Here is a 20909-nt window from a genome sequence, read left to right on the forward strand (position 1 = left end):
CATGATGCTCACCGGCGGGGTCGACGAGGCGCTCGGGAACTCGGCATTGGTCGGCTTGCCCGACGGCATCGATGGCGGCAATGCCGCGATCGCATTGGGCGGCAGCGCTCCTGGCGCCGCTGCAGGCGAATTCCAGGTCGGCGCATAGCGCGCGACCAGCTGATCATAGAGATGGGAATCCATATTGGCCGCGACCTGCTGCTGATCCGTCAGCGAGCGGAACGCGGCGCAATCGAACTGGGTGCAGCCGTCGCGGCGGACCAGCACCTGCGCCACGAAGCCGAATCGATCGCGCTCCAGCGCGTTGCGCAGCACCTTGGTGTCGAGCGTCAGGCTCTTGTCGGCGGTCGCGGCATCGCCAAGCGCGGTCAGCCGATCGATCCGGGCCGCCGTATAAGCCACTGCGGCTGCCGCCGTGTCAGGCGCGCCGAACAATGCCCTCTCGCAGCCGGCGGCCACGGCATCGCCGGCGAGATCGTCGAGGCACGCCAGCGCCGGGAGGGTCGCGGTGACAGTGGCTTGCGTGCGGGCTTCGGCCGGAGCCGCCTGCCCCACCGGTCCGTAGATATTCATGGTGGCGGCCACCGCGATGCCGATCGAGAGCAGCGTGATGACGGTCAGCGCGCCGTTGGCGACCGATTTCTCGGCGCGCAACAGCGTGATCAGCATGATCAATCCGAAGAAGCCGGCAGCCGCCAGCGTCAACCACATCGGGAAAGATGGCGAGCGCCAGGTTTGGTCGAGCGACGAGGCCCAGGCCCAGTTCATGCGCGATGTCCCCTCACGCGAGCAAAGAGCTGATGGTCAAGCGAGCACCGCGGGTCGGCAACTGCCCCCGGCCACCTTGCGGAGGTGAAGCGGGCCTTTTGACGGCGAGCGGCGCAAATTCGTCCGCGATGTCAATGCGCAGCTAGCGTCAGCGCATTACGACAGCGCGAGCTGGCTTTCCTTGGCGACCCGTTCGAAGGCCTCGGTGGAACTCTTGATCCGGTACTGGCAGTCGTCGCCTTCCGTCGGCAGCAGGCGAATGACCTCGTATGAGCCACTCGCAGCCGGGCGCGCGACGTTGCTGGCAGTGAACAATACGCGCGTTCCCACGGGGAATTTATGCTTCAACGCCCATCTCCATCACTCAAACAGCGCCGGCCGTGCCCAGGGTCCCACTGCGACGGACCGGCTGAAAACCCGGTGTGACCTATAGCATGCGATGCGGCGTTTTGGCCAGCAGTATACAACCATCGCAAACGGGACAATCCGGCAACGTTTTCAGTACGATAGTAAGGGAACCAGGCTCCCTGCGATACCGCCGGAACGCCCCGCCCTCAAGCGCCGTGAGGCAGATGGCCGTTCGGGCTTGCCTGGTCCACCGCCTTGGGCAGCTCCTGGGCCAGGATCTCGCCGAGCTGGTCAACCGGGATGTGGTAGCGCGCCGCGAGCTGGCGGACGGTGTCGTTGCCAAGCACGGCGCGGAGCTGGTCGGCCGAGATCGGCAGGTTCGGGCCATTGCCGAGCCAGGACTTCACCTGCTCGCCAAAGCCCGCCTGCTGCAGCTTTGCGACGATCGAGCCTAAGCCGCCCTGGTTGTTGCTGCCCATCACCTCGCTCAGCACGGCCGGCAGGACGGCGGCGCCGAGCTGCCCAAGCGCGCTGCGCAGTGCGGGATTGTTCTCCAGCGAGTCCAGAAGTCCCATGGCCGTCCCCTCTTCGTTATTCCCTATGATTGAGCGCCGCCGTTCGGCACGTCGTCAAGCGGCGCCCATTCACATTTCAAGCGAGCATCAGCTTATCGGAGAACCGATATCCACGTCTCCGGCTCATGCTTTCGACTACGCGTCCTCGAACTTTTCGATGACAAGCGTTTCGGCGAGGCCATCGCGGGTCCATTCCTGGAACGCCGGCATCGCCATCATCGTATCCATGTAGGCCTTGGTCTCCGGCGTGACCTCGATGGCGTAGGTGCGGAAGCGATGCACGACCGGCGCATACATCGCATCCGCCGCGCCGAAGCGGCCGAACAGGAACGGCCCGCCGGCGCCATAGCGGGTCCGGCACGTGTGCCAGATCTCCTCAACGCGCGCGACATTGGCCTTGGCGTCCGCCGACAGCGTCACAGGCCGCACCGGACGGTGCAGGTTCATGCCGCATTCGCTGCGCAAGGCCATGAAGCCGGAATGCATCTCGGCGCAGACCGAACGGGCAAAGGCGCGGGCCGCGACATCGTCGGGCCACAGCTTCTTCTCCGGATAACGCTCGGCGATGTACTCGATGATGGCAAGCGAATCCCACACCGTGATGTCGCCGTCGACCAGCACCGGCACCTTGCCGGCGCGGCTGAAGGACAGGATCTGCTCCTTGTCCGCGGGATTGTCGGTGTAGAGCGGGATCACGGTCTCCACGAACGGGATGTCGTTGGCGCGCAGCGCAAGCCAGGGCCGCATCGACCATGACGAGTAGTTCTTGTTGCCGATCGCGAGCTTGAGCGCCGCCATGTCTCGTGTCCTTCCGCAAATCCGTCTGTGCGGCTGCTTTTAGCGCCATCGCCTGCCGCCAATCAATCGTTGCCGCACAGGAGCATGCATGGCAATCGTGTTGGCCCGCGAGGAGACAGATATGAGCAGGCACTGGGTCGACATCACTGCCGTCGGCTTCTTCATCATCGAGTGGCTGGTCTATGCCGCCACGCTCGAGCACTCCGCCTATGGCCGCGACAGCCTGTCGGCCCGGATGAACAGATACCGCGAAGTCTGGGTGCGCCGCCTGCTCGACCGCGAGGCGCGCATGGTCGACATGCAGATCATGGCCTCGCTTCAGAACGGCACCGCCTTCTTCGCCTCCACCAGCCTGTTCGCGCTCGGCGGCGCGCTCGCGCTGCTGCACGCCACGAACGACGCCATCACGATTCTGGCCAAGCTGCCGATCGATCTCAGCACCTCGCCCGCAATGTGGGAGCTGAAATGCGTCGGCCTCGTGCTGATCTGCGTCTATGCCTTCTTCAAGTTCGCCTGGGCCTATCGCCTGTTCAACTATGTCGCCATCCTCTATGGCGGCATGCCGCCGGCCTCGCAGCGCGACACGCCGGAGGCCGAAGCCCATGTCATGCGCACCACGCGCCTGTTCGAATCCGCCGGCCGCCACTTCAACCGCGGCCAGCGCGCCTTCTTCTTCGCGCTCGGCTATCTCGGCTGGTTCGTCAGCCCCTGGGTGCTGTTCGTGACCACCGCCGCGGTGGTGGTCGTGACCTGGCGGCGGCAGTTCGCCTCCAGCGCCTGGGCCGCCATGGCGCCGGAGGTGGCCGCGGGCGATGAGCGCAAGCGCGGCCGGTGAGCGAGCTCTTTCCACATCGTCATTGCGAGCGCAGCGAAGCAATCCAGAGTCTTTCCGCGGAGGGGTTCTGGATTGCTTCGCTGCGCTCGCAATGACGGAGTATGAGGCGACGACATGATTCTCCAAGTGACACTGTCATTCCCCGCGCAGGCGGGGAATCCAGTACGCCGCAGCTTCTCGGTTCTATCCGCGCCGTCTCGGAGTACTGGATCGCCCGGTCCAGGTGTGCAATTGCGCACTGGCCGGGCGATGACAGCGAGTGTGTAGACGCAGACACGTCGCGCGCTCGCGTCATTCCACCCGAAAACTATGACCCGAAATCCCGCGGCGTGAATGAAAGGTCCATCACCTTCCATTCCTCGTACTTGTCCGGCGGCAACATCTTGTAAGGCTGGCAGGCTTGCGCCGCACTGATCGCTGATTTCACGATGGCCACGCCCTTCGCGGACGGCGGCGCCTCGATCAGGATGGGTGGCCGCGCCAGCGTACCGTCGGTGGCCATCACCATCCGCAGCCTGATGCGCACGGCATCGGTCGGCGCGACGTCCGCCGGGAGTTTCGAACAACTTCTCAGGTGACGCCGTAGCTCGGCAATGACTTCCGGCGGCAGCTTCGCCGCGATCGAGTCCTTGGCATCGCCGCCATCATCCTTGGGGGCATCTTTCGACGCGGGCGGCAGTTCGGGCGGCAGGCCCAGCATCACGCCGTATTTGATCGTCACATCAGGCTCCGGCGGCTGATAGGCCGGAGCGGCCGCCTGCGGCTGCGGCACCGCAGGCTGCTGCTGTGGCGCCTCGTGCGCAGCCTGCTTCTGCTGAGGCGCCAGCTTGTCCTTGGCAGCAGGCTGGGCCGAGGTGTCCGGCCTATCCTTGTCGGTGAAGTCGAGCTTCGGCAGCTTCAGGTCAGAGGGCGGCTCGGATGGCTTCTCCTTCGCCTCCTCCTTCGCCTCCTTCTTGGCCTTCTCCTCTGCCTTTTCTTCTGCTTTGGCCTCTTGCTGCTTCACCTGCTCCGGCGTGACGATGTCGACCGCAACGGTCTCGGGCGGCGCGGAATGAAATGGATGGACCTCGCTGATCAGGATGATCAGCGCGACCAGCGTCAGATGCGCGATCGCCGACGCCGCAATGTCCGTCCGGATGATCTTGCGCAGTTCCATCGCCCGATCTTGGGTTGCCATCCTGCTCCTAGCATACCCAAGTTCCCCCTCAATCCCATTTCGGCGCGAAGCCGAAATCGGTCAGGCGTCCCTTGGGACTGGCAAGTGCGGCGATATCAGCCATCTCGCCATCCGAGAGCTCGAAATCGAAGATCTCGATGTTCTCCGAAAGACGTTCGACGCGCGAGGTTCTTGGAATGGCAGACACATTCTGTTGCACCAGCCAGCGCAGGCAAATCTGCGCCGGCGTCTTGCGATGGGCGTGGCCGATGTCCAAGAGTGTCTGGTCGGACTTGATGCGGCCCTTGGCGATCGGGCTGTAGGCAACGAGTGCCATCCCGTGCCGGTCGCAGGCCGCCCTCACCTTCGCCTGATCGAGATAGGGATGATATTCGACCTGGTTGCAGACCAGCGGCTCGCCTGACAGGGCGACCGCCTGCTCGATCAGCGCGACCGTGAAATTGGAGACGCCGATGTGGCGCGTGAGGCCCATGCGCTTGGCATGCGCCAGCGCGCCCAACGTCTCCTCCAGCGGCACGTGCGGATTGGGCCAGTGCAACAGCACGAGGTCGACAGCGGGAAGCCTCAGGCGCACCAGGCTCTCCTTGATCGACCGCTCGAGATCGTGGGGCGCGAAATGGTTGGTCCAGACCTTGGTGGTGACAAAGACGTCGTCGCGGCGGACGCCAGAGGCGCGCAATCCGTCGCCGACCTCGCGCTCATTGTCATAGACCTGGGCGGTGTCGATATGGCGGTAGCCCAGCCGCAGCGCCTGCTCGACCACGCGGGCGCAGGTCCGGCCGCTCAGCTCCCAGGTCCCGAGCCCGATCGCCGGGATTTTGGCGCCATTGGCCTCGACGAACAGCATGAGGAATCCTCTCTGTTGCGGCAGCCCCCGGGGAGTCGTCAACGCCGTCATTATGGACCTGGTCCGCCGGAGTGCAACGGACGAGGCTGGCCGTGAATGCGTCAGGCTTTGGCCAGCGCCTGGAACACCGTATCAGGCGAATGTGCGATCACGGCCAGCAGCGCGCGGGCGGGTCCACGCGGGGCGCGCTTGCCCTGCTCCCAATTGCGGATGGTCTCGACGGGCACGCCGAGCTTGGCGGCGAACTCGATCTGGGTCAGACAGGCGCGCCGGCGCAAATCGCGCACCCCGAGCGAGCCGGCTTCCGCCGGCGGAGTTTCAACCGCTGGCTGGACCGGCTGGACGGAAAACGGCTGAACGGGAAGCTCTTGCCCATCCCGCAACTCAACGACCCGTCCGTCCGCCTTCAGCCGCAACCGCATGCTCATTCCCCCAAGCGCGGGCGATGATGCGACAGCACGCTTAAGGTCGGATTAAAGGCGCAGGCCGAGTGAGGGTGCCCCGCCCTCTCCCCCGTCATTGCGACGAGCCCTTGCGACGAAGCAATCCGGACTGCCGCTGCGGAGAAATTCTGGATTGCTTCGCTTCGCTCGCAATGACGGTGGAGAGAGCGGCATTCCAAATCAGCCGCTACTTCAGCCCGAACCACAGTGTCGCGATGCCGAGGAAGGAGAAAAAGCCGACCACGTCAGTCACCGTCGTCACGAACGTACCCGAGGCCACGGCCGGATCGGCCCTGACGCGTTCGAGCGCCATCGGGATCAGAATGCCACCGAGCGCGCCGGCGACGAGGTTCACGATGATCGCAAGCCCGATGACGACACCGAGGCCCGGGATCTTGAACCATGCCACCGCTGCGATGCCCGTGATCACCGCAAAGCCGATGCCGTTGACGAGACCGACCAGCGTCTCGCGGATCACCACGCGCCAGGCATTGGAGGAACCGAGCTCGCGGGTGGCGAGCGCGCGCACGGCGACCGTCATGGTCTGGGTCGCGGCATTGCCGCCCTGGCTCGCGACAATCGGCGCCAGCACGGCGAGCGCCACCATCTTCTCGAGCTGGCCCTCGAACAGGCCGAGCACGGACGAGGCCAGGAAGGCGGTGGCGAGGTTGATCAGCAGCCAGTTGAAGCGGCCGCGCGCGATGGTGAGAAAGGTGTCCGACAGCTCTTCATCGCTGGTGACGCCGCCGAGCGCCTTGAGGTCCTCGTCAGCCTCCTCCTCGATGACGTCGACGACGTCGTCGACGGTGATGACACCGACGAGGCGGTCCTGGGTGTCGAGCACGGGTGCCGCGACGAGGTTGTACTTGCCGAACATGCGCGCCACCTCTTCCTGGTCCTCCAGGACGGAGACGCGGCGGCGATCCTCGTCGGTCAGCTCGGTCAGCGGCACCGGGCGGCGGGCGCGGAGCAGCACGTCGAGCGGAACCGCGCCCTGCCAGTGCTGGTCCTTGTCGACGACGTAAATCTCGTAGAACCGGTCAGGCAGATCGGGCGTGTCGCGCATGTAGTCGATCGCCTGCCCGACCGTGAAATCCTGCGGCACGGCGATGAACTCGGTCTGCATGCGCCGGCCGGCGGAGTTTTCCGGATACAGCAGGCTGCGCTCGAGCGCGACGCGCTCCTTGAGCGGCAGCTTCTCGAGGATCTCTTCCTGCTCCGCCTCGTCGAGGGTCTCCAGCAACTCGACCGCATCGTCGGATTCAAGTTCGCGGACACCTTCGGCTACCGTTTCCGGCGGCAGCTCGTCGAGGATTTCCTCGCGAACGCTCTCGTCGACCTCGTTCAGCGCGGAAAAGTCGAAATCGGCGCCGGTAAGCTCGACCAGGCGGACGCGGTCGTCGGGCGCAAGCGCCGCGATGAGATCACCGAGGTCGGCCTCGTGCAGCTCGGCGACGCAGGCGCGCAGCGCAGCGCTGTCGGCGGCCTCGATCGCATGGGCAATTTCCTCGACGAATTCATGCCTGATTTCGCCGTCTTCATTGCGCATGGGGACGTGGTCGAGTACCAATGCCTCGGCGGAAGCAGCGCCATCGATCTGTTCATCCATGGGAACGCCTCGCCGTTTCACAGGTTTGATGGTTTGGGCTGACGGTGAGGGCAATACCCACAAGACAATCGCGAGCGCAATGGTAAAGATGCATCGGCCGAAATGGACCTCGATCACGACGGGCGTGGCTCTCGCCGGCCTCACCGTGATCGGCGCGGCCCGGGCGGCGGATTGCCCCCGGAGCGATGCACTCGGCACCTCCCGGATCCTGAGCGTCGATGCCAAGACCACGCCACGCGTTGGCTTGAAGAGCTTTCCGCAGACGCTGCCGCTTGAAGATCACGAGGTGGTGCTGACCTTTGACGACGGTCCGCGTCCCCCCTCGACGAACAAGGTGCTGGCGGCGCTGGCGCAGGAATGCGTGCGCGCGACCTTCTTCCTGGTCGGCCGCAGCGCCACCGAATTCCCTGATCTCGTCAAGCGCATCGCCCGCGAGGGTCATACCATCGGTCATCACACCTGGTCGCATCCGTACATGGCGCGTATCCCGGCTGATACGGCGAACTACGAGATCGACCACGGCATCGCCTCCGACGAGAAGGCATTGCACGGGGTCTCGACCACGACACCGTCGACGCCGTTCTTCCGCTTCCCCTATTTCGAGTCCACGCCGGCCCAGCTCGACATGCTCGAGCACCGCGGCATCGTCGTGTTCGGCGCCGATTTCTGGGCCAGCGACTGGAACGACATGACGCCGGCGCAGGAACTCAAGTTGATCACCGACCGCGTCACCGGCGCCCGCAAGGGTATCATCCTGTTCCACGATGCCCAGGCGCGGACGGCCGCCATGATGCCGGACTTCCTGCGGTGGTTGCGGGAGAATGGCTATCGCGTGGTCCATATCGTGCCGGCGGGCACCTCCCAGAAGAACGCCGACGCGCATTGATGCCGGAATGTCACGGCTGACCAAATTGGGGTGATTTGAGCCCTATTAACATTCTGTTCATACTACGCCATGCAATGATTGAGGGGCGCCTCGGGCGGGAAGGTCTTGGCACCTGAACCGTTTCCTGATGTCTCCGACCTACCGATATCGCAGCCAATGTAGATGAGGGCAGACGGGGTTTCATGATCGGAAGTAGCGTTGTTTTTCGGGCGCGATCGTGGACCGTCCTGCTGCTGGGCTCGCTGACCATCGCGTCGCCGGCTGCCTTCGCAGCCGACTGCCCGGGACACCCCGACGCGCTCGGCACATCACGCACGCTCGTCGTCGACCCGCACGAGCATCCGCGCATCGGCACCATGCAGTACCGCGAGACGCTGCCGCTCAGGGATCACGAGGTGGTGCTGACCTTCGACGACGGTCCGCTGCCGAAATATTCCAACCAGGTGCTCCAGATCCTCGCGGGCGAGTGCATCAAGGCGACGTTCTTCATCATCGGGCAGCAGGCCAAGGCCAATCCGGAAGGCGTGCGCAAGCTGGTCGCGGCGGGCCACACCGTCGGCACGCACAGCATGACCCATCCGCTGACGATGGACAGGATGCCAATTGACAAGGCCGAGGCCGAGATCAACGGCGGCATCGAGTGGACGTCGGCGGCAATGACGGACCCGTCCAAGTTGGCGCCGTTCTTCCGCATTCCCGGCCTGATGCGTGCTGACGGCGTCGAAAACTATCTGATCTCGCGCGGCATCCAGGTGTGGAGCGCCGACTTCCCGGCGGACGACTGGCGCCACGTCTCGCCCGATCGCGTCTACCAGCTCGCGATCCAGCGGCTGGAGGCCAAGGGCAAGGGCATCCTGCTGCTGCACGACATCCAGCCGCGCACCGTGGCAGCGCTGCCCAAGATCATCCGCGACCTCAAGGCGCGTGGCTATCGCATCGTGCATGTGGTGCCCGCGACCGCCGACCAGCCGGCGACGCCGACCACGCCGGTGGAATGGCTGCTGCATCCGCCGACGGAGACGACGCCGATTGCGCGCTGGCCTCAAGTGCCGAATTTCGTGTTCGCGCAAACCGCGACGCTGCCGGCGCCGGGTCTTGCCGATCTCAACGCCGAGACCGCGCACCAGCCGCGGGTGCTGCCGCGCAAGACCATGGCGCAGGCCGATATAGCCTCCACCCTGCCCGCGCCCGGCCGCGATCTCTTCGCAATCCCCGAGGGCTCGGTCGAGGTGCTGCTGTCGACGACCCTGTCGCGACGCGCCGCGACGCGGCTCGCGATGGCAGCAGAGACGCCGCATGCCGGCAAGGGCAAGGCAGGCAGAATTCAAGCCCGCCGGACGGCTGCGTCCTCCGCGCCGAAGCACGCGACTCAGGCCAAGGGCACGGCGTCCCGCCCGACCCGGCTCGCCACCAGCCTGAAGAAGCGGGCCTGAGCTAAGCGCGTTACTGCCGCATGATATTGGCGACGCAGAGCAGCACGATCAGCGCCAGGAAGAACAGGTCCATATAGGACTTGAGCTCGCCGTCACGGCGCAACCGGGCAACGTCGGTCACGATCTGCTTGCGTGCGCTGCTCCCGCCCGAGCCGTCATTGATCGGCGCCTGAAGGCGCTTGGTCTCGGCCTCCAGCTTCTCGATCTTCTGGAAGAAATAGAACGCCCGCAGCGTCGAGGCTGCGCGCATGCCGGCATAGACCAGCACCAGGATCGCGAGGACCGCCCGGTTCTGGTACTTCTCCATGAAGTTCAGGCTGAAATAGACCAGCGCCATGAACGCAAAGTTGGTCAGGAACCGGTATACGAAGCTTAGAAAGACCATGCTGGCTCCAGCCGAGAGAGGTCGCGCAAGGCCCGTCTACGCCAATATTGTATCAAGAAGCCCATCGCCCGCGCGCCGCCGCCTTTTAGCCACGCGCCGCCATAATGCAAGCGAGAGCGCGCCGCCACCGCCCAGTGCTGCTCGATGGAGATTCAAGGAAAGCTACGGTAGACTGCTGCCGCCGCTGACGCGTGAGGTCTGCCGATGCCGAAGAAGGGAATCACGGGCCACGACGAGTGGGTTCTGACCGAGGCGCTCGCCACCGCCCTGGTCGCGCTGGAGCAGCTCGAGGCCAAGCACCAGCCGAGCGCGCACATGGACGACATCCGCAAGATTCTGTCGCACGGCAAGGAGCCGAACGCCGTGAGCCTGCACTTGGCCCAGGCCAAATGCCGCCTGTTCCCCGATCTCGACCCGCTCGAGATCTACCGGGAATACGGGATCGGCGAGGAATATGGCTGAGAGGCCCGAGCGGGCCGCTGGCTTCCAGGAATGAGATTTGAAAGTGGTGCGCTCGGAGGGCCACCCGGAAACCGCTGATTTCAGCGGTATTTTGGGGGTTTTTCCAACTCGTCGCTCGATAAGGTGCCTTTCAGGCGTATCCGCACTTTTCAGAACGGGATTGTTACTCTTGCCCGAATTGTTACTCGCGAAGTAAGCGGGCCGGCGGTGGGTGCAACCACTGCCGGCCCTTTCACCACAAGAACCGATAGAAGCGGTTCTAATGGCTGAGACCAGTCAGCGTCGATTCATCAACTGCATCAACCCCCCAAGCCCAAGACGGGCGCCGAGCGAGCCAAGACGTACCGGGACCGGAAGAAGCAAAAAGCCGGGGTTACCCCTCAGTGGTTACCGTCCCGGTCAAGTCGCTGCCCCCCTCGAATGTAGCGCGGCAGGTAGACGTTAAATCGAGCCCCGCAATGCCCGCAGATAAGGTTCTGGTTGACGTCCAGGGCGCGCGGCCCGTCCTCAAGTCCCGGCCGCATGCAGTCCGGGCAGCAGTCGATCCGAAGGCTGTTGATCTCGTGGGAGTCAGGTCCCGAATCGGCTTCGCGTATCACACCATCGAATCATCTTACAGATGGCCGCCTTTGGGCTCGCCGCTGTGGGGGGTCACCATGAACGGCTGGTTCGCCCGGTCCCTGGGGTCCAGCGAGATAGCCGGCTGGCTGTTCCTCGCGATCGGAGTGGCGGCAGACCTTGTCGCCCTCGCCGTCCCATCCTGCGCCGCCCAACAGTGGCAGGCCGGCAACCGGACGACGGCGGCTGTTGCTTGGGTTCTATGGTTGATGCCCTTTGCCTTCGCCGTCACGGCCGGCATCGGCTTCGCCTCGGTCAACATCAGTGACGTGACGCTGCAGCGGGCGTCACGCGTGACGCCAGCGATCGAGGCGGCCCGTAACGAGCTGCGCGACGCCGTGACGTCACGGGATCGTGAGTGCGCGGGTGGTGTCGGGAAGTTCTGCCGCCAGCGGGAGGACGCGGTCACCGAGCGCCGCCGGCAGCTGGACGAGGCCATGCGGTCGGTCGAGCAGACGGCGGACCCCCAGACGGAAGCCGCCACCCGGATGGTGTCATGGTTGAGTGGTGGCATGGTCAGGCCAAGCGGCGACGACTTCGCAATGGTCCGCCTTCTCCTGCTGGCGTTCCTGCCTCAGCTGGGCGGAGTGCTGTTGCTTATGATCTGCCGGGACGCTACTCGCAAGGGTAATGCCTAAGCCCGCGCAGATGCGAAGGAAGGCAAGCCGCGCTCAGCCCCCCATTCGGCCCCGGTCCGAATGGCCGTCGATGAACCCGTCCTGGCGGGGAAGCTTGCTCCTTTGCCATCAGCCGGGATAGCAGATCGCGCCTTACGATGCTCCTGAATCGTAGCGCAAATGCAACACCAAATTATTTGTTCGCTTCCAGCCGCAATTTCTGAGGCCCTCGATTGAATCTATATATCTGACCGCTGAATCGGAGTCTTCTTTGGATGGTGAACCAAAGCTTAGGCATTTTCCACCCAGATTCTCACGAAAATATCGCTAGCCGATTAGCGCCGACAGTCTCTCAGATCACCTGATCCAATCCCCGGTGGCCCGCCAGCTTAAAATCCAAAAGTTCTTATGAATACTCGACTCACAGGCGCATTTCGCGCTCGCGTACACCGCGGCACTCGGCAAATCGGTGGGACTTGCATCGAACTGGAGGCGGATGGCCAAAGGATCTTACTCGATTTGGGCTTGCCGCTCGACGCAGACGGAGCTTCGGACGATTTGTTGCCGGATGTCGCAGGGCTTCAAGGCGAAGACCCAAGTCTGAGCGCGATCATCATTTCACATGGGCACGGAGACCATTGGGGATTGCTGCCGTTGTGCAAGCCCGCGATCCCCTTAGTCATGGGCGCTGCAACGGCTCGCATCATGGGCGCCTCGGCACCATTTGCGCCTAATTTCTTTGCGCCCAACGTGTCGAAATATCTGAGTGACAGAACTCCCCTCCAGATCGGACCGTTCCGTCTTACTCCCTACCTTGTCGACCATTCGGCCTATGACGCCTACGCCCTCGAGATCGAGGCAGCTGGAAGCCGGCTGTTCTACAGCGGCGACATTCGCGCCCACGGTCGCAAGGCGGCCCTCTTTGAGCAATTGGTGAGGAAGCCACCACAACACATCGACACGATGCTGATGGAGGGTTCGAGTCTCGGTCGACTGAGCGAACACGACCATTTCGAGAGCGAACAGGCGATCGAGGCCAGGCTCATCGAGAATTTCAGTCGGCCAGGATTCGTCATGATCTCCGCGTCGGCGCAGAACATCGATCGGATGGTCGGTATCTATCGCGCCTGCAAGAAGACAAACCGTACGCTTCTGCTCGATGTCTATGCAATGGAGATTCTCAGGGCGACCGGCAATCCAAACCTGCCGAACGTTGGCTGGCCTAACCTCTCGGTCTACGTTCCGGAGTATCAGCGCCGGCACATCGCCAGAAATCAGCGTTTCGACCTGCTCCAACCCTACAAATCCGCACGCATCTTCCGCGAGCATATAGCCGAGATCGTCGACAGCGTGGTGATGCTGTTTCGGCCCGCAATGATGCGCGACCTAGAATTGAGCAATCTCTGGAAGGACGCGAGGGCGATCTGGTCCCAATGGGACGGATACCTCAACGATGGCCCCGGCGCGAAACTAAAGGCCGAGTTGCTGGGCCGAGGGATCAAGCTGGACGTCATTCATACGTCGGGCCATGCCAGCATCGCCGATCTCAAGCGGCTGGCTACCGCTCTCAATCCGAACCGGCTCGTTCCAATTCACACGTTCCAGGGTGATCGGTTCTCCGACTATTTCGATAACGTCACGCGTCGCGACGATGGCGAGTGGTGGGATGTCTAATCGTCATTTCTGAAGCTGCAAAACAACAGGAAATAGAGATGGGCAAGGCAATATCCGAGAAATTCATGAAGGACCTGCAGGAAGGAGGTCGGCTGCACGAACTTACTGAGAAGGTTCGCCGAGACGATACTTTGATGCTCGCGCTTCGCGGCCACTACATCAACATCTACTATCGGGGCGGAAGCATCCTGCACCTTGAAGAGAAAAATGGGGGATATGCTGCGATCTTCGATACCGATTATGCTCGGGGAAAGCCGGTCAAGCTGCCCTCCAGCGGCGTTCAGGAGCCCGAGGATTGCTCGGCCTGGGTTGCCGCCATGCCAGAGCTCAAGGAAATAATGAATTCATACTTTGCAACAAAGCGAAAATCCGAACGCGAATTTCAACAGCTTGTCGCATGGGAGAACAATAGGTCAGCTATATCGAACGCGACCGAATACTTTATCACAGACGTAGAATTTGCTGACCCCGACCAGGGGGCCAAACTCGACATGGTCGGATTCAAGTGGCCAAGAAACCATCGAAAGGATGAGACCCGCTGCACGCCCGTTCTCATCGAAATGAAATATGGTATCGGTGCTTATGACGGCGATGCTGGCATCGCAAAACACATCGCAGATCTCGAAATGATCCTGGCCGATCCTATCAAGCGAGAAAGCCTCAACAAGACAATCGAAGAGCAGTTTGAGCAGTTACTGAAGCTGGGACTTGTCGACTTCAACAAGCACTCTAAATACAATCGCGCCCGCGTTTCAGGTCGACCTGAGGTGGTCTTTCTACTTGCCAACCACAATCCAAGCAGCACGAAACTGTTGAACATTCTTGACGGGATCAAAGAGCCTGCAGATTTCGACCTTCGCTTCTTCAATGCTTCCTTTGCTGGCTACGGAATGCATGATGTATGCATGCTCGGCCTAACCAAATTCAAGGAGCTGGTGCGGCAATTGGCGAAAATTAGTCCGCCTCCGCAACCGTTGTAACAGACGCTTGGTAACACGCTGTAGCTGCCTGGAGTGAACTCTGACCCCTTCGCTTACTTTCGCCATCGGCGATATTCACGGGTGCTTCGACAAGCTGCAAACGCTCCTCGCCCTATGCGAAATTGTTCGGGGTGGAGAGAGCGCCCGGTTCATCTTCATCGGTGATTACGTCGACAGGGGGCCGGACAGCAGGCAAGTAGTGGACTTCCTGATCCGGCAACAATCGGATCAGGGCTCCCATGTCATCTGCCTGCGCGGCAATCATGAGACGATGCTAGTTCGCGCCGCCGACAAACTTCGCTCGGATCGCGATCTAATGACTTGGTGGCGAAATGGTGGGGAGCAGACCCTCGACAGCTATGGCGCTGACGATCCCAGCGAGCTACCTGCTGAACATATTTCATGGATGAAGCAGCTGCCGCTGGTGCACGAAGACCGGCAGCGCCTTTTCGTGCATGCGGGTATCCGACTTGACGTTCCGCTTGCTCTCCAGTCGGAAGAGGATCTTCTCTGGATACGGGAGCCGTTCCTGTCCTCAAAGGACGATTATGGATTGCTGGTTGTGCACGGGCACACGCCTACAACGTCACGGCAACCCGACCTCCGGGCAAACCGATTGAATCTGGATACGGGGGCTTGTTTCGGCGGTCCGCTGACGGCGGCGGCATGGTCCGGCAGCAGGCGCCGGCCGATGATGTTTATCACAGATGCCGGCGAAATCGTTCGCGTGTAGACCAACGACGCAAGCGCTTAAGCGACGGTTGAGGCAAGCACGGCCCGGCGTCCGGTCCATTGCCGATTGCCGACATCACGATGACTTCGGGCGTGTTCGGCTCAGAGCCCAAACAGCGACACCGCAGATAAAAAGCCGCCCGAAGGCGGCTCTTCAATTTAAACCTGTCAGATTAGCTAATGCCTAGCGCTTGCCCATCGCAGCCAAGATAGGGCCTGCCTCTGCGTCTTCAACGCAAGGCGTGATGGTAAGCTCCATTACAACTGCCCATTGCGCATACCACTTGTAAATTGCCGTGGCGTCATTGCTCTCGAAGACTGCAAATCCTTCTCCGCTCATACCGTGCCAACGGCCGAGCATTTTTACGCCCTCGGGAGGTACTCCGCCCGTCTCTAGGAATTGCTTGATTGCAGCGTTGATCGTACTCGGCGGCAACTTCCAGTGCGAGATGTACTTCATTCAAATCTCCCATTTAAAATTGGCGGAACTGTTTTGCGGAAACGACCAAGTGAAGCACTTTCCAGTGCCGCCGAGAAGGGGACAGTAACTCAGAGCCTCAAAACCCCCGACCGCGATTACCGAGTCGATGCGGCGGTTTTGCCCCGGTTTAAGTTAGGTCAGTCTAACCACGCGGCCGAGGCGCGATGTCTCAGTTGGGTCAAACCTGTTTCGGGGCTGGTCCGGTCTACGCCGGATTGCTGACGGTCCGGCGCTCTGGGGTGAGGTCAGCCACGGGCCAGAAGCGGGAAACATCGCGCTTCAAATGATCGGATAGCCGACGCCTTACCGGCGCGGCACCTGCCATCATTGCCGAAGGACAGTTTGTGCTAACGTGCAGATCGCCAGACGCAGGCCTTGCGGTGGCGCCAAAACGGAGGTGGTCGATGGATGTCAGACGAAGGGCCCCGCATCCCGCGCTTCGCAGCATCGTTCGCTCGTTCGAGGAACGCCGCGCAACGTTGGGCTCCGAAGAGCTGACATGGCCACTGACGGCTCGACCCCATCAAATCATCCACATTTATTTGGGCGATCCATTCCGTCTTCGAATTGACGGAGGTCCCCTGCAGACTGCCCCCGAAACGGTCGTGGTCGGTCCGCAAGGGTCGCGCCGAATACAGCTCCACATGTCAGGCGAAGTCCACATCTTCAACATTTTGTTGCAGCCGGCTGCGCTCCACCGCCTCGTCGGCGTCGATATGACGTCTCTCGTGAATGAAGGCATCCCGGCCCGCGATGTTCTCGGCAAGCGCGGGGTACTGCTCAGCGATGCCGTGCGTTCGGCTGCGGACTTTGCCTCGCGCGTAGCCGCTGCAGAACGCTGGTTCGCGATGATGCAGGATAAGGGTCTAACCGAGGATGGGATCGATTATGCATCCCGTCTGCTGCTGGCGTCCCGCGGTCGCGTTCGCATCGAGGATCTTGCGAAACGATCGGGCCTGAGCGCGCGTCATTTTCAACGCCGCTTTACCAGACAAGTGGGCCTTTCCCCCAAACTCTATGCGCGAACCGTCAGGTTCGATGCAGCCTTGACGGCTCACCGTGACGAACCGATGAAGTCGTGGACCCGGATTGCCCACGAAGCCGGTTATTTTGATCAGGCCCATTTCATCCGCGAATGCCACGCCCTGGTCGGCATTGGACCAAGCCAGTTTATCGGCGATTGGGAGAACATTCTTTCCCCGGAGGGCTGAAATATACAAGCGCACCAGCCCGTAGCGACGTTTGCTCTCGGAAAACGAAACTGCCGAATGCAGGCCTCTATTTTGGTCATACCGGCAATCACGAACGCAGGAGTGCGCGCCATGACGACAATGACAAGGCAATTCAGTTTAGCCGGTATCGCCGCAACTTTGGCACTGATCTATTCGGTCCATGGCAGCGCGGCGGCTGAGGAAAAACCGGCGGTCTCTAACGAAATTGTCGTGACGCTGCTCGGTACGGGTGGTGGTCCCGAACCCATCCTCGCGCGTTTCGGACCGGCAACGCTCGTTCAAGCCGGCGGGCTCAATCTCCTATTCGATGCCGGCCGGGGGGTCACGGTGCGCCTCTATCAATTAGGTATCTCATCCGGCAAAGGCATCGATGCCGTCTTTCTGACCCACTATCATTCGGACCACGTTGCCGGCCTGCCTGATCTATGGATGACGGGGTACGAGTTCGGTCCATTTGGATCGCGCGCCAAACCTATGAGACTGTGGGGTCCATCGGATGGGACGACCGAGCCGAGTGGTGCGGCGAAGATTGCCAAAGGCCTTGTGGAGGCATTTTCCGACGACATCCGCATCCGTCAGGCCGACGAACACATCGCGGAAGCCGCCACACAGATTGAAGTCCACGACTTTCAAGAAGACGGCGTGGTATTGGACGAGGCTGGCGTCAAGGTCACCGCGTTTGCCGTCAATCACGGTGACCTGATCAAGCCATCGGTGGGTTATCGGATCGACTACGGTACGCGATCTGTAACGATTTCAGGTGACACCAAGTTTGACGAGAACCTGATCCAGCATGCGACTGGAAGTGATCTCCTGATCCACGAAGTTTTTGCGATGTCGGCACAATTAGCAAAGTTGCCGCAAATGAAACCGGCTGCAGATCACCATACGTCGCCTGAGGAAGCCGGCACGGTCTTTTCGCGCGTGAAGCCCAAGCTCGCGGTCTACTCACACGTCATACTTCTCCAAACAAAGGTGACGGAGCTCGTGTCGCGGACACAGAGCACCTACGACGGCCCTTTGGAGGTGGGAGAAGACCTCCTGCGCTTTACGATCGGCGACCGTGTGATCGCAAGGAAATGGAACCCGGAGCTGCGAAGGTATCCGGATTAGCTCGGGTCAATTGCGTCGGTTTGGCGCTCTGCCAACGACTTCCGGTCTATCCCAAACTGCGGACGTGCCGCTGCTTCGTGCCAAGGGACGCGATGGACCAAGAGCGGAAGTTATGCTCAGCCTGTTTCGGCGGTAGCGCCTTTACGGGTGGCTGTTCGCGGGATAGGCAATCGTAGCCGGATGCCGTAGGTAAAATGCTTAAAGACACGATGGGCCGATGAACAGCTCCGTTATGACTCGACTATTAAGCCTAAGTGCAGGGTTCGTGGACACAGTGGGTTTCCTGGGCCTGCAAGGATTGTTCACGGCGCACGTCACAGGCAATTTCGTCACCCTAGCCGCCGGCTTCGTCTACGGCCCGCACGGCACTATCGGAAAAATCCTGGCGCTGCCTGAGTTCATTGGTGCGGTCGCAGTGGCGCGCCTAGTGGGCGCGGCACTGACTGCGCGCAGATTGCCGACGTTGACAATCCTTCTCGGCGCAGAGGCGGCCTTTCTAGCAGCCTTCCTTGCTCTCGGAGCCGCATACGGACCATTTCCGAACAGCGACGTCGTGCCAGCTCTCGCTGCCGGCTTCGCCGGGGTCACGGCCATGGCGCTCCAAAACGCAATGCAACGTGTGCACTTTCCGGGCGAACCACCGACGGCGATAATGACGAATAACACTACTCAAGCCGTTCTCGACGGGGTTGACCTACTACGCCGAGCTGCGCCGCCCGAAGTTCGCGGCCGCTTTCTCCGCACTGCGCGTAGCATCATCTGGTTTGCCGGCGGATGCGCAGCAGCGGCGCTCTTCTACTACCTTGTACAGTTCTGGAGCCTCGCAGTACCCGTTGCAATCACTGCCGCCATAGTGATCACGCGCCTGCGCGAACCCGACGTAAACGCTGACGCATCGAAGCCTGTTTGAGGACGGCGCCCTTTAAGTCGCACAGAGAGTTCAGCCCGCGCGGTCTTTTGCCGCCACCGACTATCGATGTCTGTTGAGGGTCAAAGGCTGCCCTCGCTGGCCAGCATGAACTTGGTCAGGTTACCCTTCGGAAGCGGACGCGCCAACGCTCTGGGCTGAGGTCAGCCACGGGGCCAGAAGCGGTCCTTTTAGGATGCCAATTGAGGCTGCCTTAATGCATCTTGCGACGCAGCTTCTCTATGATCTCCCGCAGATCGTCGGCGTATTCTTTGATGATGCGCCGCGCTTCCTCCAGCCGGGAGGGCTTTGACTCTTTCGCCTTGGTCGGTTCTTAGGCTCAGTCATGGCCCTACGGTCGCCGAAGAGCGAGCCGGATCGTTGCGCTAGATCAACGGAGGCTGCCAACTGGAGCGGCCTTACTTCTTCATCGGCCTATAGGGCGGCGGTACCGCATGCATGTGCCCACTGACGATACCCGGCAAGGCACATCGTAGTGCAGCCTGCCATTGGGCATCGTGGAGTCGGGATTGATGGGCTTCGCCTTGGGGGTGGGATGATCTTTGGCGGCGTCTATCTGATCTTGCGCAATAGCCTGAGATAAGAAGGCGACCATGGCCGTCGCGTCAAGGAACACGGTTCTCATGACGGGTCCTCCGATCTGCCAACCAGAACGAACCACGGTACCTGTAGACCACAAATCGAGAACAGCCAGCAAGCTCGTTATGGGGTCAACAGCGCCGTTTTGACCAGCGGTGGGGAGCTTCCGCTCTACCCCCGACACCCGTACATCTCGCCGCAACGCCCTAACGGAAGCGAAGGGCCGCTTCCGGACTCTCGTACCGCAGCAAGGACAGCAAGGCGACGCCAAGCGCGTTCGCCGTCGCCGAAGCGTCTTACCGCCGTTCGACAACGACTGTGCCCCTCACCACAAACAGGGTCCGGTTGCCATTAGTTACCTCAGTGGCGACATAGGTGTTGTTGGAAGGCACCGCACTTCTTGTCAGGTCGGCCGGCATCCGCTGCGCGGCTCGGTGACATGCCGCCTCATCGGTGGGTAATAGTTCGCCAAGCGGGTCTTCAATTTTTTGGCCGCGCACATGATGATGAAAGAAGTAGCGAGGCATTGGCACCTACTCCATTCCTGAGTTCACAAAAACGTACCAACCAACGAAAGGTTGCTCAGTTTGTTCAAAAGTGAACTTAGCTTCGGCGAGCTTCTTGTGTTTCGCTCGGTCGCCTTATCGACGACGAGCTTGCCAAGTTTTCCCGATGGCTCATCGCCTTGCCCCGTGGCGCGTTGCCCCACCTGCCATGAGAGGGCTGTCATTAGCTCCGGGATCTCTGTCCGGGGGATCGCAGCCACTCGTCCATGTGAGCAGCCGTGTCGGTCTGCCGCGCCTTACGAAGAACCAACTCGCGGAGCGCGCCTGGCTCAAGCAGCTTGGCTTGCTCGCGCAAACTTGCGGCTTCCTCGATAAGGCGTTCTTTGAGGGCAGTTGTTTGCTTAAAACGACGTCGTCGCTGCGTCATGGCGCTGCTCCCAATGTTCGAGGATGACGGGAGCGCTATTGGTCTCTTTGCCACCGATAAAAGCCACGATCCGAGCGGTGGTAGACACTAACGTATTGCTACTTGGCGCGTTACGCCAGCTAAACACAGGTCCGATCTACGTCGCATAGCGGACGCTTCGGCGGTTCGTGTGAAGGTCAGCAGCGGGCCAAATCCGGACATCAACAGGACAATGCCAGAGACATGACTGCTTGTCGGGCGCGTTTTTGCCTTGCCTCGATCCCCTCAATCCATCCCGCCAATGACGCCAAGAAAGGAACCGCCGAAGCAAGAGGCAACAAGCATTATCAGATACGTCGCGGTGGGCCCAAGCTCTGGCTCGTGTTGAAGATGATAAAATCCGAGCAGCCCCAGCAGACAAAACCCCGCGAAGATTGTCGGCCAAAGCGCCTGCCGCCGTGCTGCGAGCCGCTGGGC

At 61.6% G+C, this 20909-nt stretch carries 22 protein-coding genes; 11 read left to right on the forward strand and 11 right to left on the reverse strand.

Annotated elements, in window-relative coordinates:
- From AOQ71_RS23110 to AOQ71_RS23125, 4 genes are all read right to left on the reverse strand, one after another.
- On the reverse strand, positions 1-768 hold a 768-nt coding region (locus AOQ71_RS23110), incomplete at its 3' end, for a hypothetical protein (RefSeq protein WP_245317082.1).
- Between the two features lie 156 nt (positions 769-924).
- Positions 925-1116, reverse strand: coding sequence for a hypothetical protein (locus tag AOQ71_RS23115; protein WP_026312695.1), 192 nt, complete (start codon positions 1114-1116; stop codon positions 925-927).
- 206 nt (positions 1117-1322) lie between these two features.
- Positions 1323-1691 carry a YidB family protein gene (locus AOQ71_RS23120; protein WP_057751490.1) on the reverse strand — a complete coding sequence of 123 codons (369 nt, stop codon included), beginning with the start codon at positions 1689-1691 and terminating at the stop codon, positions 1323-1325.
- Positions 1692-1826: 135 nt separating this feature from the next.
- Positions 1827-2489, reverse strand: a complete 663-nt coding sequence (locus AOQ71_RS23125; RefSeq protein ID WP_057751492.1) for a glutathione S-transferase family protein — start codon at positions 2487-2489, stop codon at positions 1827-1829.
- A 121-nt stretch (positions 2490-2610) separates the two neighbouring features.
- Here AOQ71_RS23125 and AOQ71_RS23130 point away from each other — a divergent pair, with 121 nt between their 5' ends.
- On the forward strand, positions 2611-3324 hold the full coding sequence (locus tag AOQ71_RS23130; protein ID WP_057751800.1) for a DUF599 domain-containing protein: 714 nt from the start codon (positions 2611-2613) through the stop codon (positions 3322-3324).
- Between the two features lie 307 nt (positions 3325-3631).
- Here AOQ71_RS23130 and AOQ71_RS23135 read toward each other — a convergent pair whose 3' ends face one another.
- From AOQ71_RS23135 to mgtE, 4 genes are all read right to left on the reverse strand, one after another.
- Positions 3632-4480 carry a hypothetical protein gene (locus tag AOQ71_RS23135; RefSeq protein ID WP_057751802.1) on the reverse strand — a complete coding sequence of 283 codons (849 nt, stop codon included), beginning with the start codon at positions 4478-4480 and terminating at the stop codon, positions 3632-3634.
- Positions 4481-4529: 49 nt separating this feature from the next.
- The gene (locus AOQ71_RS23140; RefSeq protein ID WP_057751494.1) at positions 4530-5348 is read right to left on the reverse strand and encodes an aldo/keto reductase; all 819 of its coding nucleotides are present in this window, start codon (positions 5346-5348) and stop codon (positions 4530-4532) included.
- Between the two features lie 101 nt (positions 5349-5449).
- Complete coding sequence (locus tag AOQ71_RS23145) at positions 5450-5776, reverse strand: helix-turn-helix domain-containing protein (RefSeq protein WP_057751496.1); 327 nt, start codon at positions 5774-5776, stop codon at positions 5450-5452.
- A 202-nt stretch (positions 5777-5978) separates the two neighbouring features.
- A complete protein-coding gene (mgtE, locus tag AOQ71_RS23150; RefSeq protein ID WP_057751499.1) occupies positions 5979-7400 on the reverse strand; it encodes a magnesium transporter in 1422 nt (473 codons plus the stop codon).
- A 79-nt stretch (positions 7401-7479) separates the two neighbouring features.
- On the opposite strand from mgtE, the gene AOQ71_RS23155 reads away from it, so the two are divergent.
- Positions 7480-8286 carry a polysaccharide deacetylase family protein gene (locus AOQ71_RS23155; protein ID WP_083514429.1) on the forward strand — a complete coding sequence of 269 codons (807 nt, stop codon included), beginning with the start codon at positions 7480-7482 and terminating at the stop codon, positions 8284-8286.
- Between the two features lie 182 nt (positions 8287-8468).
- Positions 8469-9719 carry a polysaccharide deacetylase family protein gene (locus AOQ71_RS23160; RefSeq protein WP_057751501.1) on the forward strand — a complete coding sequence of 417 codons (1251 nt, stop codon included), beginning with the start codon at positions 8469-8471 and terminating at the stop codon, positions 9717-9719.
- Positions 9720-9729: 10 nt separating this feature from the next.
- On the opposite strand, the gene AOQ71_RS23165 is transcribed toward AOQ71_RS23160, so the two are convergent.
- Positions 9730-10104: a hypothetical protein gene (locus AOQ71_RS23165; protein WP_057751504.1), complete on the reverse strand. Its 375-nt coding sequence runs from the start codon at positions 10102-10104 to the stop codon at positions 9730-9732.
- Between the two features lie 204 nt (positions 10105-10308).
- On the opposite strand from AOQ71_RS23165, the gene AOQ71_RS46015 reads away from it, so the two are divergent.
- The 5 genes from AOQ71_RS46015 (at position 10309) to AOQ71_RS23190 (ending at position 15188) form a co-directional block, all read left to right on the forward strand.
- Entirely contained in the window at positions 10309-10566 is a 258-nt protein-coding gene (locus AOQ71_RS46015; RefSeq protein ID WP_057751505.1) for a hypothetical protein, read from the forward strand.
- Positions 10567-11024: 458 nt separating this feature from the next.
- Positions 11025-11822, forward strand: a complete 798-nt coding sequence (locus tag AOQ71_RS23175; protein ID WP_057751507.1) for a hypothetical protein — start codon at positions 11025-11027, stop codon at positions 11820-11822.
- A 387-nt stretch (positions 11823-12209) separates the two neighbouring features.
- Positions 12210-13475, forward strand: a complete 1266-nt coding sequence (locus AOQ71_RS23180) for an MBL fold metallo-hydrolase (protein ID WP_057751510.1) — start codon at positions 12210-12212, stop codon at positions 13473-13475.
- A gap of 38 nt (positions 13476-13513) precedes the next feature.
- Positions 13514-14455 (forward strand): hypothetical protein, encoded by a 942-nt coding sequence (locus AOQ71_RS23185; RefSeq protein ID WP_057751512.1) that lies wholly within the window; start codon positions 13514-13516, stop codon positions 14453-14455.
- Between the two features lie 73 nt (positions 14456-14528).
- Complete coding sequence (locus tag AOQ71_RS23190; protein WP_283809611.1) at positions 14529-15188, forward strand: metallophosphoesterase family protein; 660 nt, start codon at positions 14529-14531, stop codon at positions 15186-15188.
- Positions 15189-15371: 183 nt separating this feature from the next.
- Here the strand turns inward: AOQ71_RS23190 and AOQ71_RS23195 are convergent, their stop codons facing one another.
- The gene (locus AOQ71_RS23195; protein WP_057751516.1) at positions 15372-15647 is read right to left on the reverse strand and encodes a DUF3303 domain-containing protein; all 276 of its coding nucleotides are present in this window, start codon (positions 15645-15647) and stop codon (positions 15372-15374) included.
- Positions 15648-16312: 665 nt separating this feature from the next.
- Between AOQ71_RS23195 and AOQ71_RS23200 the strand changes: the two genes are divergently transcribed.
- From AOQ71_RS23200 to AOQ71_RS23210, 3 genes are all read left to right on the forward strand, one after another.
- Entirely contained in the window at positions 16313-16879 is a 567-nt protein-coding gene (locus AOQ71_RS23200) for a helix-turn-helix transcriptional regulator (RefSeq protein ID WP_057751519.1), read from the forward strand.
- A 111-nt stretch (positions 16880-16990) separates the two neighbouring features.
- Positions 16991-18013 carry an MBL fold metallo-hydrolase gene (locus AOQ71_RS23205; protein ID WP_245317083.1) on the forward strand — a complete coding sequence of 341 codons (1023 nt, stop codon included), beginning with the start codon at positions 16991-16993 and terminating at the stop codon, positions 18011-18013.
- 217 nt (positions 18014-18230) lie between these two features.
- Positions 18231-18923 (forward strand): YoaK family protein, encoded by a 693-nt coding sequence (locus AOQ71_RS23210; protein ID WP_057751521.1) that lies wholly within the window; start codon positions 18231-18233, stop codon positions 18921-18923.
- A gap of 893 nt (positions 18924-19816) precedes the next feature.
- On the opposite strand, the gene AOQ71_RS45305 is transcribed toward AOQ71_RS23210, so the two are convergent.
- Positions 19817-20047, reverse strand: coding sequence for a DUF6894 family protein (locus tag AOQ71_RS45305; RefSeq protein ID WP_157083629.1), 231 nt, complete (start codon positions 20045-20047; stop codon positions 19817-19819).
- Positions 20048-20909: the final 862 nt, after the last annotated feature.

The organism is Bradyrhizobium manausense, from assembly GCF_001440035.1.
GTDB lineage: Bacteria > Pseudomonadota > Alphaproteobacteria > Rhizobiales > Xanthobacteraceae > Bradyrhizobium > Bradyrhizobium manausense.